The organism is Paenibacillus sp. NPDC058898, from assembly GCF_049316025.1.
Taxonomy (GTDB): domain Bacteria; phylum Bacillota; class Bacilli; order Paenibacillales; family Paenibacillaceae; genus Paenibacillus_AQ.
The window spans coordinates 179321-192492 of sequence record NZ_JBMOSM010000005.1 but is presented as its reverse complement, the minus strand read 5'-3'; the positions used below and the strand labels follow the sequence as shown (position 1 = coordinate 192492).

The 13172-nt window shown below is 51.4% G+C and carries 13 protein-coding genes; 5 read left to right on the top strand and 8 right to left on the bottom strand.

What is annotated here, in order from left to right; translation table 11 throughout:
• Positions 1-660, top strand: a complete 660-nt coding sequence (locus ACOZB4_RS15765) for an MOSC domain-containing protein (protein ID WP_379409744.1) — start codon at positions 1-3, stop codon at positions 658-660.
• A 108-nt stretch (positions 661-768) separates the two neighbouring features.
• Here ACOZB4_RS15765 and ACOZB4_RS15760 read toward each other — a convergent pair whose 3' ends face one another.
• Together ACOZB4_RS15760 and ACOZB4_RS15755 are read right to left on the bottom strand one after the other, a co-directional pair.
• Positions 769-1317, bottom strand: coding sequence for a GNAT family N-acetyltransferase (locus tag ACOZB4_RS15760; RefSeq protein ID WP_076323950.1), 549 nt, complete (start codon positions 1315-1317; stop codon positions 769-771).
• A 41-nt stretch (positions 1318-1358) separates the two neighbouring features.
• Positions 1359-1613 (bottom strand): DUF2164 domain-containing protein, encoded by a 255-nt coding sequence (locus ACOZB4_RS15755; RefSeq protein WP_076323951.1) that lies wholly within the window; start codon positions 1611-1613, stop codon positions 1359-1361.
• A 113-nt stretch (positions 1614-1726) separates the two neighbouring features.
• Between ACOZB4_RS15755 and ACOZB4_RS15750 the strand changes: the two genes are divergently transcribed.
• Together ACOZB4_RS15750 and ACOZB4_RS15745 are read left to right on the top strand one after the other, a co-directional pair.
• On the top strand, positions 1727-1894 hold the full coding sequence (locus ACOZB4_RS15750; protein ID WP_379409737.1) for a hypothetical protein: 168 nt from the start codon (positions 1727-1729) through the stop codon (positions 1892-1894).
• A complete protein-coding gene (locus tag ACOZB4_RS15745) occupies positions 1891-3609 on the top strand; it encodes a glutamine--tRNA ligase/YqeY domain fusion protein (protein WP_076323952.1) in 1719 nt (572 codons plus the stop codon). The genes ACOZB4_RS15750 and ACOZB4_RS15745 overlap by 4 nt, the downstream gene beginning before the upstream one ends.
• 167 nt (positions 3610-3776) lie before the next feature.
• Here the strand turns inward: ACOZB4_RS15745 and ACOZB4_RS15740 are convergent, their stop codons facing one another.
• On the bottom strand, positions 3777-5060 hold the full coding sequence (locus ACOZB4_RS15740; protein WP_379409732.1) for an MFS transporter: 1284 nt from the start codon (positions 5058-5060) through the stop codon (positions 3777-3779).
• 140 nt (positions 5061-5200) lie between these two features.
• Between ACOZB4_RS15740 and mobA the strand changes: the two genes are divergently transcribed.
• Complete coding sequence (gene mobA, locus ACOZB4_RS15735; protein ID WP_379409729.1) at positions 5201-5857, top strand: molybdenum cofactor guanylyltransferase; 657 nt, start codon at positions 5201-5203, stop codon at positions 5855-5857.
• 161 nt (positions 5858-6018) lie between these two features.
• Here the strand turns inward: mobA and moaA are convergent, their stop codons facing one another.
• Positions 6019-7023, bottom strand: a complete 1005-nt coding sequence (moaA, locus tag ACOZB4_RS15730; protein WP_379409727.1) for a GTP 3',8-cyclase MoaA — start codon at positions 7021-7023, stop codon at positions 6019-6021.
• Between the two features lie 341 nt (positions 7024-7364).
• Here moaA and ACOZB4_RS15725 point away from each other — a divergent pair, with 341 nt between their 5' ends.
• The gene (locus tag ACOZB4_RS15725) at positions 7365-8042 is read left to right on the top strand and encodes a TorD/DmsD family molecular chaperone (RefSeq protein WP_076323955.1); all 678 of its coding nucleotides are present in this window, start codon (positions 7365-7367) and stop codon (positions 8040-8042) included.
• A 91-nt stretch (positions 8043-8133) separates the two neighbouring features.
• Here ACOZB4_RS15725 and ACOZB4_RS15720 read toward each other — a convergent pair whose 3' ends face one another.
• From ACOZB4_RS15720 to ACOZB4_RS15705, 4 genes are all read right to left on the bottom strand, one after another.
• Positions 8134-11349, bottom strand: coding sequence for an efflux RND transporter permease subunit (locus ACOZB4_RS15720; RefSeq protein WP_379409722.1), 3216 nt, complete (start codon positions 11347-11349; stop codon positions 8134-8136).
• Between the two features lie 46 nt (positions 11350-11395).
• Complete coding sequence (locus ACOZB4_RS15715; protein WP_379409718.1) at positions 11396-12334, bottom strand: TetR/AcrR family transcriptional regulator; 939 nt, start codon at positions 12332-12334, stop codon at positions 11396-11398.
• 151 nt (positions 12335-12485) lie between these two features.
• Positions 12486-12800, bottom strand: coding sequence for a DMT family transporter (locus tag ACOZB4_RS15710; protein WP_076323958.1), 315 nt, complete (start codon positions 12798-12800; stop codon positions 12486-12488).
• Positions 12800-13141, bottom strand: coding sequence for a DMT family transporter (locus ACOZB4_RS15705; RefSeq protein WP_379409713.1), 342 nt, complete (start codon positions 13139-13141; stop codon positions 12800-12802). The genes ACOZB4_RS15710 and ACOZB4_RS15705 overlap by 1 nt, the downstream gene beginning before the upstream one ends.
• Positions 13142-13172: the final 31 nt, after the last annotated feature.

The following is a 13172-nucleotide window of genomic DNA, read 5'->3' as shown; positions in this document are numbered from 1 at the left end:
ATGACCATGGGCATTGTATCGCTGAATGTGGGAAAGCCTGTAACGGTTGATTACCTGGGAAAGGACCTGTCTACGGGGATTTATAAGCAGCCTGCGGAAGGCCCCTTGTTCCTAAGTACATTGAATTTCGAAGGGGATGGCCAGGCCGATCTCGTCAATCACGGCGGCGTGGATAAGGCGGTGTGTGCGTACCCCTCTGAGCATTATCCTTATTGGGAACGCTCTTTGGGCAAACAGATGGAGTATGCTGCATTTGGCGAAAACCTGACGCTGCGGGGGATGCTGGAGGATCGGGTCTGCATTGGGGATGTATACCGGATAGGCAACGCGGTGGTGCAGGTCAGCCAGCCCCGGTATCCATGCTTTAAGCTGTCGCAAAAGCATGGCGTTAAAGATATGCCGGCAAGAGTATTGAATGCGGGCTACAGCGGGTTTTACTTTCGGGTCCTGGAGGAAGGGAATGTCCGCGCCGATTCCGTGGTCGCTCAGCTTGAGTCTCATGCTTCCGGCATAACGGTGCTGGACGTGCTCCAGATGATGAAGGATGGACGGAAGGATGAACACGGGTTGTCCCGCATGCTGGAGATCGATGTGCTGTCAGCCAGCCTGAAGGAGCAATTCGGCAAATGGCTGGAGACCCTGCGGGACAACCAGGAGTGAGACGTGTGCTCCCAGCCAAGCCAGGCCCTTGCCTTGAACACATAGACAGCAAAAACCGGCTTGTGTCCTTATCGTAGGATACAAGCCGGTTTTATTTCGGATTAAGGGTTACCTCATCCGCTTCCATTCGCTCTGAATCATGCCGTAGACCGCATGGTTGACATACCCTTGAGGCAGCTTCTCGGCTTCCCTTATGACTCCCTCCAGCACAAATCCCAGCCGTTCCGGAATGGCCCGGCTGCGATGGTTCGCCGTTGCACAGCGGATCTCCACTCGGTTCAGGCCCATGCGCATCAGCGCGTGATCCGTGAACGCCCGGCATGCGCTTGTCATCAGGCCTTGCCCCGTAAAATGCTGATCCAGCCAGTATCCGATGCTGACGGAGCGGTTGCTCCAATCAATCTCATGGAACGAGATGGTGCCCGCCAGCTCCTCGCGGACCCAGATGCCGGCCGAGAAGCCGCCATTCTCAGCCGCTTGCTTCATGGCGCCTTTGATATAATTGACGGTATCGTTGACCTCGGTGACGGCATCCACCCATGGGAGCCACTTGCGGAGACGGTCCCGAGACCGGTCGGTAATCTCGAACATCGCCCGTGCATGCTCTATGGCAAGGGGGCGTAATTCAACATGGTCATCTAATGTGTATCCAAACATACGGTATCTCCTTTGTTCTCCATCGTGAAGTGTATGTAGCTTTAACGAGTCCGCTTCACTTTTTGCTCTAATGCGTAAATATCTTCTTCAAGGGAAATCATACGCTGATTGACCACCGTTCTGCAGTCGCTTAGCGCTTGATTGTATAGATGCGGCCCTAAGGTCTCCATGAAAAAATCAAGAATCCCTTCCGCAGCCAGATGGCCGAGGGTTTCGCCGCGCTCCGTTTCAAAGTATTCCTGAACCCGTTCAACCAGCTGTTCGCGTTGTTCTTTGGGGAATTTGCTAGGTTTCATAAGATGATTGCAGGCCTCCTTCCATCGTTGTTTTTCTCTCCATGCTACCCTATTGAAAAGCCCCCGTCAAAACGATTCTCACCGGCATTTTCGGCTGTGGGAGGATCCTCTGTATGCAGGTTAGATGCTGGGAGCAGGCTGCTCGCTGGAATCCTGATCCCAAGTCGGCAACTTGCGGCACGGAAGTGCCGAATTCCTTGAACAATCACGGCATTACAGGTATATTTAAGGGAAACACGTTTATACAGGAGATAGACAGAAATTACAGGACGAAAGGTTGATCAACGTGGAGAACCATCGGGGCACCCCCTCCAATTTCATAAAAAATGTTATTACCGAAGACCTGAAGTCCGGTAAAGTCAAGGAAATCGTTACCCGCTTTCCGCCGGAGCCGAACGGCTACTTGCATATTGGACATGCCAAGGCCATATGGATCAATTTCACGCTGGCCGATGAATTCGGCGGACGGACGCATTTGCGGTTCGATGATACGAACCCGGTGAAGGAAGACATTGAGTATGTTAACTCCATCAAGGAGGACGTGAAGTGGCTCGGATTCGATTGGGAAGAGCTTCGGTATGCGTCCGATTATTTTGAAGAGATGTACAATCGCGCAGTGCTGCTGATTAAGAAAGGGAAAGCTTACGTGGATGACCAATCCGCTGACCAAATTCGCGAAAAGCGCGGAACCCTGACCGAGCCTGGGCAAAATAGCCCGTACCGGGATCGCAGCGTGGAAGAAAATCTGGATCTGTTCGAGCGGATGCGCAAAGGGGAATTTGCCAACGGCGAGCGCGTGCTGCGCGCCAAGATCGATATGGCTTCGCCGAACATCAATTTGCGGGATCCGGTCATCTACCGTATCTCCCACGCGCATCATCATAATACAGGCGACAAGTGGTGCATCTATCCGATGTACGCTTTTGCCCATCCGCTGGAGGATGCCATTGAAGGGGTTACGCATTCCCTGTGTTCTCTTGAGTTTGAAGATCAGCGCCCCTTCTATGATTGGGTTGTGGCGGAATGCGAGATGGACAGCACACCGCATCAGTACGAATTCGGGCGTCTGAACGTGGCGCAGACGGTTACGAGCAAACGGAAACTGAAGCAGCTCGTAGACGAGAATGTGGTGGACGGCTGGGATGATCCGCGCATGCCGACGATCTCCGGACTTCGCCGTCTGGGATACACGCCTGAAGCCATTCGCAACTTCGTGTTTGAGACGGGAATTTCGAAGGCGTACGGCACGGTGGACCGCCAAGTGATGGAACACTTTATCCGTGAGGACCTGAAGCTGAAGGCGCCGCGCACGATGGCTGTGCTGGACCCGCTGAAGGTGGTCATTACGAACTATCCTGAAGGCCAGACGGAGTGGCTGGATGCCGAGAACAATACGGAGAATCCGGAGATGGGCGTCCGCCAGATTCCGTTCTCGCGCGAGATCTATATCGAACAAGAGGATTTCATGGAAGATCCGCCGAGCAAATATTTCCGCTTGTTCCCTGGCAATGAGGTGCGTTTGAAGCATGCGTATTTCATTAAGTGCAATGATGTGATCAAAGACGAGAACGGCAAGGTCGTCGAGATCCACTGCACGTATGATCCGGAGACGAAGAGCGGTAGCGGCTTTACCGGACGCAAGGTGAAGGGAACGATTCACTGGGTGGAGGCCACGCAGGCCGTACCTGCCGAATTCCGCCTGTTCGAACCACTGTTCAAGGACGAAGAGGAAGAAGCCGAATTGGTACCAGAGGTTGCAGGCGAAGCGGAAGAAGCAGCTGCCGAGAAGTCCTTCCTGGACGACATCAATCCGAACTCGCTGCAAATCGTGCAAGGATTCGTGGAACCGAATATGAAGGATGCTGCACCGCAGGACAAGTTCCAGTTCTTCCGCCACGGATATTTCAACGTCGACTCGAAGTATTCGCAGCCAGGGCGTCCGGTATTTAACCGCGTAGTCTCCCTGAAGAGCTCGTTCCAGCTTCCGAAGAGCTAATCAAGATTGCAAATAGAAATGGAGGCATTGAAGGGGAGAAGAGTCTCCCGTGCCTCCCTATAACGTAAACAAGACTCGAAGATTCCGTTACAGGATTCATTCGAGTCTTGTTATATTTACGGTGATACCATCTTGTCATTTGAACGACTTCTCATACGGACCACGTTCTAACTCGCAGCATACTCCTCGATCTCGTCGCCTTCGGGATCGTCCGGATGCAGCGGCTGGTACCCGTGCTTGCGAAGGTTGTACCACATCCAGCCAAAGCCGATAGCACCCACAATGGCAAGCATCGTACCGGTCCGGTACATGATCTGCGCCCCGAAGTTCTGGAACATCCAGCCGCCGGCGAGACCGCCGATGACACCGGATATGCCGCTCCAGCTCAAGGTATAGAGCGCTTGTCCGGAAGCGCGATACGGCGTGGGCACAAATAGCATCGTCAGCTGAACGCCAACATAGAAATAGCCGCCGAAGGTTATGCAGTGCAGCAGCTGGATGAAGGCCACCTCCAGCGCGCTGTTGGCTTCCGCCATCAGCAGCCAGCGGAGGGCGAAGAGCAGGCTGACAATCGTCAGGCAGCCGACCAGGACATTGATTTTCCGTTTCAGGAAGCGGTCAAACAGAATGAAGATCACCACTTCAAATATCGACGAGAAGAAGATGGCAAGGCCCACCATCTGCTTGGTACCGCCAAGCTCCAGAATGTATAGGGACATAAAGGTGTTATTGGCTGTGTTCGGGATGGATACCATGATGCCTAACAGAATGAACCAGACAAAATAGGGATTCAGGAACAGCCTGCTGAGTCCTTTAAGGTTAACCGATGCCGAGGTAGTTGTTTTCTGGATGGAGGGCAGTGTGAACATGAACAACGCTGCCACCAGGAGCATGACCGAGAACACGATAGAGATGCGTCCCGATCCGAGCCGGTCGATGACAGGTCCTGCAGCAATTGCCGTCAGCGCCCATCCCAGCGATCCCCATAGCCGGAACGAGCCGAATTTTTGCTGCGTCCCCTCAATATAGGTTAGAATCAGCGAATTTGTCTGCGAGAACATCGGAGTCTGGAAGAAATAAAAGAAAATCATCGTCATGTATATCATTGCATAGGTATTCGCCTGAAATACAAGCTGGACCAGCAGCAGCGTACCGGTCATCATGATCAGCAGCACGCGTTTGATGTTGGCCGCCCGGTCACCCCAGAATCCCCAGAACGGATTTGCGAAGATGGACACAAATGGCGCGATTGCCATCAGGCTGCCGATTTCGATTTTGCTCATGCCGATGTCTTGCAAATATAACTGGAAAAAACCGGTGAAGATGACCATGGTTCCGTAAATGAAGAAGTTGAACAGCTTGAGCGATGTCAGCGAAGGTTGAGCATTGTCCATATTCCGCAAGTAGGTCATTCCTTTCAAACCGAATACAATCCAAAATCGCGGCGACATAGGAAGCCGCTTTCCTTTCAATGTATCATGCATTGAAAAGGGATACAAACCATCTTTTAAATGATTTTCCATTATTCTGGTTATTAATCTGTAAACTGAATCAACTTTTTTACAACGTGTAAGAAAGGCGGGAAGAACATATGAGCGATCACTCCCTAGATGTTGGCCTTTCGCCGGATCAGGTGACGGGTATCGTGCTTGCAGGTGGAGCCTCCCGGAGAATGGGGAGAAACAAGGCGCTGTTGCCTATGGAGGGAATGAGTTTAATCGAGCGAACGGTCCAGGTGCTTGACAAAGTTAGCGGACGGGTAATCCTATCCACGAATGTCCCGGCCGCTTATCAATTTCTTGAATTGGAGTGCATTCCCGATCTCTATGTCGGGCAAGGACCGATGGCGGGACTTCATGCAGCGCTCAAGTCATCCCAAAGCACATGGAATATGGTTGCTGCGTGTGACATGCCTTATATCCATGAGCGTTTCCTTCGGGGACTGCTGGATCTGGCGAACAAGCAGTACGCAGCCGACGCTGTAATCCCCGTGGTAGAGGGTAGGATGCATCCGCTGCTGGCGGCTTATCGCAAAGAAACCGTAGAAGGCCTTGAGCACAGGTTGATCAAGGGACAACTGCGCATGGTGGACTGGGTGCAGGAGCTGAATGCCGTCTTTGTGCACGAGGAGCAATTAGAGGCAATGACGGGCCTTGATCCGCGCAGGATTTTATTTAATATGAACACACCTGGGGAATATGAGGCAGCAGGCGGCCTGCTGAATTCCGACTTGTCTGAGGATGGATAGTAGAGTTTTATAGCGGCATCAAGGTGCAAAGCCCGTTGAAACCGGTACTCATCCTAAAAAAATAACCCCGCCAACTAAATGCTTGGCGGGGAATTTTAATATATAACTGCGGGCTAGCGATAATAAATCTGCCATCGGCAGTATACGCGCAGCAGACGGGTTTATCCGCCGATCTGCGACATGCGCCGGACGGTGGGAGTATGGTTTTGTGCCTTTTTCTCGAGCGCGAGCGCCATTTCATGATTCAGCGGTTTATCGCCCAGCGCTTTGCGGAACAGGTTCGCCACCGCGGAAGGATCATCGACGACACGGCGCACGTTAAATTCGTCGGACCAGTATAGACAAGCCTTGATGTGGCCGTCCGCCGTCAGCCTGAGGCGGTTGCAGGAATCGCAGAAATGATCGCTGACCGGATGGATCAGACCGAAGGTTCCTGTAGCTCCAACCACTTTCATGTTGCGTGAAGGCCCATTGCCGGATGGTCCCTGCTCTTCTTGAATGGTCCACCCCGCCTCCTGGCATACTTCGGATACCCGGCTCAGCGGCAGATACGAATCTCGCCAGGCATCGGATGCTTGGCCGATCGGCATATATTCAATAAAGCGGACATGGAGGGGACGATCGAGCGTTAGAGCGATAAAGTCGCGAATTTCGTCTTCGTTGAAGCCCTTCATTAACACCATGTTCAGTTTGATCGGATCCAGGCCGGCTTCATAAGCGGCTTCAATGCCTTCCAGCACTTTATGCACCCGTCCGCCGCGCGTAATGCGCGCGTAACGCTCCTCATGAAGCGAATCCAGGCTGATGTTGATACGAGTGAGTCCCGCTTCCTTAAGCAGACGAGCTTTGGATGGGAGCATGATCCCGTTGGTGGTAAGCGATATATCTTGAATTCCTTCAATGGAAGCAATCATATGGACCAAGGATTCCAGATCCTTGCGCACCAGCGGTTCCCCGCCGGTAAGGCGTACTTTGGAGACGCCCATAGGGGCAAGGACGCGCACGATCGCTGCGATCTCTTCATAGCTCATAATCTGATCATGAGGCTGGAATTCCATTCCTTCTTCCGGCATACAATAGACACAACGAAGATTGCATCGATCCGTCACCGAGATGCGAATATAATCATGGACCCGACCGAAAGAATCTTTAAGCGGTTCGATCATGGAAATCCCCCTTTATAGCATGCATGGTCACATTGTAGCCATTCCCCGAACGGGAGTCAATGCGCCGTTTGGGTCATGACGGCAGGACAAGCAGCGGCAAAATGGCCATTCTTTTGTGAGAAGAATCACAGTAAACGCTTTCGGGATCCATTATATTGAAGCTGTGAACAAAAGCTTTCTCCCCTTGAAAGCGAGTAGTGACATTCTAGATTTCCGAAAGTTTCCTGATTTTTCCGAAATTTTCGGAAATCACTTCTAGCTGCTTTCATTAGGCGTTCATCTAAGATATACTGTCAAGGATATCACATCCAACAAGAAAGGTTACCAATAGGAGGTTCGATATGGCGATATCACCTGTTCAAACTTTGGAGGTGCCTGACGTCTGTCACAGATGGCTTGAAAACCGGGGGACGGTCTACGAGCTGCTGATTGATTTTTTGGGCAATTGGCCCAGCTTGTCTATGATTGCGGAATGGAGCCGCGGAAGTGGAATTAGCAAAGCTGCGGAGTGTTCGAAGGCTGGTACGGAACTGATGACATATTTATGTGGACGCTCACCTGAGGAATTGGTTCGGATTTGCGAATATGAAGGGGCGGAATACCGCCGATTGCTTCAGCAGTCCAAACAGCGTCAGGCAGCAGAGTCTCATTATACGAAGGATGGATGCGCTCAGGATTTAGCCGATTGTTATGCATCCGTCGGTATTGCCTTTAATAAACTGCACGGGGAAGCGGACGATCATATAGCCATTGAACTGGAATTTATGACACTGCTTCATGACCGTATGCTGAACAATACGTATTGTGAACATAGCATGCTGCAATTGATGGAGGTTCAAGAGAAGTTTCTGGAGGAGCATCTGTTGTCATGGGTGCCGTCCCTCTGCAAGGATCTGAAAGGATCCACGGAAAGTCCGCTTTATCAGTCGTTATTCAGTCTGCTGGAGGAATTCCTCGCACAGGATCTGAGCATGCTGAAGACGTGGAAGCATTCCAGGGAGGCTGTGCTGGTACATTAGCGAGCAAGACAACATCATAGTCGTCAACATCATAGTCATCAAAAAAAGCCCCGATCTCCTATTATAGGAAACCGGGGCTTTGCTGTTCTACTTAATCTTCGATTCTTTTCTTGCTGAACTTCATCAGGAACTCGTACACGATAGGTACCACCACGAGCGTGAGCAGCGTCGAACTGATCAGACCGCCGATAACCGTAATGCCGAGACCTTTCGAGATGATGCCTGCACTGCTCTCCCAACCGAATACGAGAGGCAGAAGAGCGCCGATCGTTGCGAGTGCCGTCATCAGGATTGGACGAAGACGGGTAGCGCCGGCTTCAAGCAGGGCTTCGCGTGTGCTCATTCCTTCGCGCTCCATATGGATTACGCGGTCGATCAATACAATCGCATTGGTCACGACGATACCGATCAGCATGAGTACGCCCATGAGTGCAGACACATTCAGTGTCTCGCCTGTGACGAGCAAGCCGATAATGGCTCCGATGACAATGAACGGCAGCGAGAACAGGATGGCGAACGGTGCGAGACCGCCACCGAATGTAACCACAAGCACAAAGTATACAATCGCGATGGCTGCCAGCATGGCGAGTCCAAGCTGTCCGAAGGTTTCGTTGATTTGCTCGGTGACGCCTCCGAATTGGACGGATACGCCGTCTGGAAGCTCAAGCTTATTCACTTCAGTCTCCAGGTTGGTGGAGGCCGATCCTACATCGCTGGACAGGATGTCGGCTGTGACGGTCACAACCATTTTCCCGTCGATGCGCATAATGGAGTCTGGAGTCGTTCCTTTTTCCACCTTGGCCACATCCTTGATCGGTACTTCGATACCGAGTGGGGAGGTGACGGTTTCGTTCTCGATTTCCTTTATACTCTTATAGGTTTTGCTGTCCGTCTCAATGTAAACATTGTAGGTCTTGTCCTCAATTTTGACTTCGGTCAAGACTGGACGTTCCCGTACCGGAGACAGCTTCATTGCCAATTGTCCGGCTGTCAGGCCAAGGGAGCTAAGCTTCTCTTGGTCGGCAACCAGCGTATACTGCTCGAACGCTTCGGACAAGCTGGTCTTTGCATTGTCGAAGGTAGCAGTATCCTTGTTTGCGAGTTCTGCGATTTGATCAGCCACCGGCTTGATCTGCTCCAGAGAGTCGCCAAAGACGTTAACCGTTAACTGGCTGCCGCCAAAGCCGCCGGCCGCCATGTCCATATTGGACCAAGTGCCATCCGGTACTTCCTTGGCAAGATCCTCGACAAGCGCTTTTTTGACATCTTCAAAGTTTTTTGTGTCCGGGTCATACATAATATAGAACAATCCGGAATTGGCTGATCCCATACCAAGCGGGTTGCTTCCGCCGATGGAGTACTGCATCGTTTGAACTCCAGGCTGATCGAGGATCAATTTCTCCGCTTTTAATGCGCGTTCCTCTACATCCTCCAGCATGACGCCAGGTTCAGGAGAATAAGTGACCATGGCATATTTGTCTTCCTGTTCAGGAATAAAGCTAACTCCAAGGTACTTCGTCAGGAACAAGCTTCCTGCCAATAACACGATGGCTGCCAGGAATGTGATGGCTTTGTGATTTAGCGTCCATTTCAGAATGGAACGATACCCGCGGGCCATTGCGCCCGGTTTCTCTGCATGATCCTGTTTGTTCTTTAAGCCTTTGCGGAACAGGCTGTGCGCCATAGCGGGTACGAGTGTGACCGCCACGACCAGGGAAGCGAGCAGTGCAAAGACCATCGTCAATGCAAATGGCATGAACAGCTCTCCGACCATACCGCTGACCAGGGTAAGCGGCAGGAATACCGCGATGGTTACGATGGTGGAAGACATGATCGGTACAAACATTTCACGTGTAGCGGCACTAATGAGCTCTCGGCCTGTCAGCTTCTCGGTCGAGAGGGACATGCGCCGGTAGATATTCTCGATAACGACGATCGAATCATCGACAACCCGGCCGATAGCAACGGTCATGGCACCGAGCGACATCATATTCAAGGTGATATCCATTTGTCTCAGGCACAGAACCGCAATCAGCAAGGACAATGGGATCGAAATGATCGATATAATCGTCGAACGGATGTTGCGCAGAAAGATCATAATGATCAGAACGGCGAACAGTGCGCCGAATAATGCCTTGGAAAGCATCGTATGAACAGAATCTTCAATCGGCTTGCCTTGGTCCAGCATGATTGTCAGATCCATGCCAGGATAAAGACCTCTCAATTCTTCGGCCTTGTCTTTCACCTGATTGACAACATCAACCGTATTGGCGTCGTTGGCTTTCACGATTTGGATACCGATCGATTCCTTCCCGTTGGTGCGGGAGATGGATTCCGAGGTTCCGATAACTTCAATCTTGGCAATCTCGCTGAGTTTCACTGTTGGAATGCCGGTCGGAACGGCAGGAGCACCGCTTGGTCCGCCAGCAGCCGCACCGGTTCCAGGAGCGCCTTGTTGGCCTGCCCCAGCTGTATTACCGGAAGGCTGCTGCGATGGTTGTTGACCTGTCCCGGCATTCGGAGCACCAGCTCCGGCAGATGCATCTGCACCGCCGCCACCCGGAATAACCGGAATAGCGATATTCTTCAGATCGTCAATGCCGATGATGCCGCCATCAATAGCAACGGCCTTCTGCGATTTTTCCATTTCGAACATGCCGAGCGGAACGTACAGCGCTGAACCCTGCACGATTCCTTTGACGGTATCCTCCGTCAGGCCAAGCTCGTTCAATTTGTCCTGATTAAACTTTAGCTGTACCTCGTTCACGAATTGTCCGGCTACCTGGATGGAAGCAACTCCGTCCAAATCCTCCAGCTCCGGAACGATGTCGTTTTCTGTGATGCGTGTCAATTCATCCAATGCCATATTGTCTTTGTTCGCAATACTTAGGGAGACAACCGGCATGGAGCTCATGCTGAATTTGGATATGGTAGGTTTCTGGGCGTCATCAGGCAGCTTTACCTCGTTAATGGCTTCACGAACAGCAGCCGTAGCGTTGTCCAGATCACTACCATAATCAAACTCAACCATGACATTGGCTGCATTCTCCATGGAAGTGGAGGTTACGGTTTTGACGCCGTCAATATTGCGGAGTCTCGTCTCGAGCGGTTTGGTAACATCCTCCACAACACCTTCAGGAGCTGCACCCGGATAGATCGCGGTAACACTTAAGAACGGGACGTTAATATCCGGAATGGTTTCTTGCTTCATCGTCAGTCCGCTGTATAATCCTCCGAAGCTGACGATGATGGTCAGCAGCCAGATCGCAAACTTGTTGCGCAGCGAGAAATTGATAATTCCTTTCATTAGGCGATTCTCTCTCCTCTCCAAAACTCTATGTCTGTAACTTGGACTAATTCCCCTTCATCATTCCACCGGGTGTAAGATAGCTTTCGAGTACAGTCACAATGGTGCTCTTGAGCTCCGTAAACAATGCTTCAAGGTCCTCGATCCCCTCCAAGTTGGCAAGCATTCCTTTCAGAACGGCCCGGCTGGGCTGAAGGGCAAGCAGCTCCTTCTCCATAATATTGAGCGACTCCATCGCATCTTCCCGGACATCCGGCTCCACCGGGATCCTCTTAAGCTCATTTTTCATCGTCTTAATAACAATGAGAGGGTGACGCTGCGTGCGCATGTCGGTTTGGCATAATTGACCCAATTGCCCAATCGCCTCCATCGGGATCAGGGGTTCGGGCCGTCTGCGCAGAATACTGGCTACAATATCATCCAGCAGCTGGATCTGATGATCAGCGATGATTCCTGCATTCAAATGAAATCCCGGCATGAACAGGAAACGGATATAAGAACCGAGCATACTGCCCATAAACATGCCGATCTCCATCGTATACGGCTCTACGTCCGGTCCATAAATGGTTTTAAGCTTATTGTTAAACCACTGCAATGCAGCGAGCATTTCCTGCCGCATGTTTCCCTTGTCAAAAGGCAGTTTCCCCGGCGGCATCTGATCATGGAATTGCTTCAGGAGAAATTCCCGGATCTCCAGAAAATGGACCAGAAGCACTTCCGTCTGCTTGCGCAGCTGCTCCTTAGGTGCAAGCAGCGGATCGTGGTCGACCCGGAGAATCTCATCTTTAATGCGGCTTGCGATAAGCTCGTAAATGCTCTTTTCCAGTTCCTCTTTGGATTTGAAATGAAGATAGAGGCTGCCTTTCGACATCCCGCATACTTCGGCGATTTCCTGCATGGAGGTAACCGAAGAGCCCTTCACGGAAAACAGCTGCATCGCAGTGATGAGTATTTGCTGTCGTTTTTCTGCCGTTTTATCAGCCAATCAATAGCTCACCTCGCTTGAGAACTTTACGGTTCTTGGATTGACCATGAGGTCAAGAATTATTATATATGAAAAAGAACGACCGTTTCAACTTTACTACGGTCGTCCCTTTTCATGGGTTCTGAAAACCTATGAAATTTGTTGAAATTATTTAACTGATCAATTTCAGACCGACAGCCGAACACAGAATCATGGCAATAAACAGCACCCGCCGCCACTCCTTGGGTTCCCCGAACAGGAACATCCCGGTGATCGCGCCGCCCGCCGTTCCGATTCCCGTCCAGATGGCATAAGCGGTACCCATAGGCAGTACGGTCATGGCGTAGGAGAGGAGGGAGAAACTGGCGGCAAAAGATAATGCCAAAATCAGTACATAGCGCCATCCCTTACGTTCCGACACGCCTTTGATACCGATAACGCCGCCGATTTCAAATAATCCGGCAAATACAAGAGCAACCCAGGCCATTACTTGCTCACCTCCGTTTCTGCATGATCGCTGGTAATCAGTTTAAGTCCGACCACACCTGCCAGCAGCACGCAGATCAGAAGCACCTTGAGCACTTTAAACGGTTCTCCGAAGAACAGCATTTCGGAAGCCACTGTTCCGGCTGTGCCGATTCCCGTGAAGACGGCATATACCGTTCCGACCGGCAGCCGTTTGGCCGCCTCGATAATAAGATAAAAGCTCGCTGTAATGGCGGCCACGGTTCCAAGCCATTCCCATGTGTTAGAGGAATGCTTCAAACCCATCACCCATATGATTTCAACCAATCCAGCAAGCAGTACATAAAGCCAGTTGCGATTCATTATGATTGTCACTCCTTTATGAAAATAACAG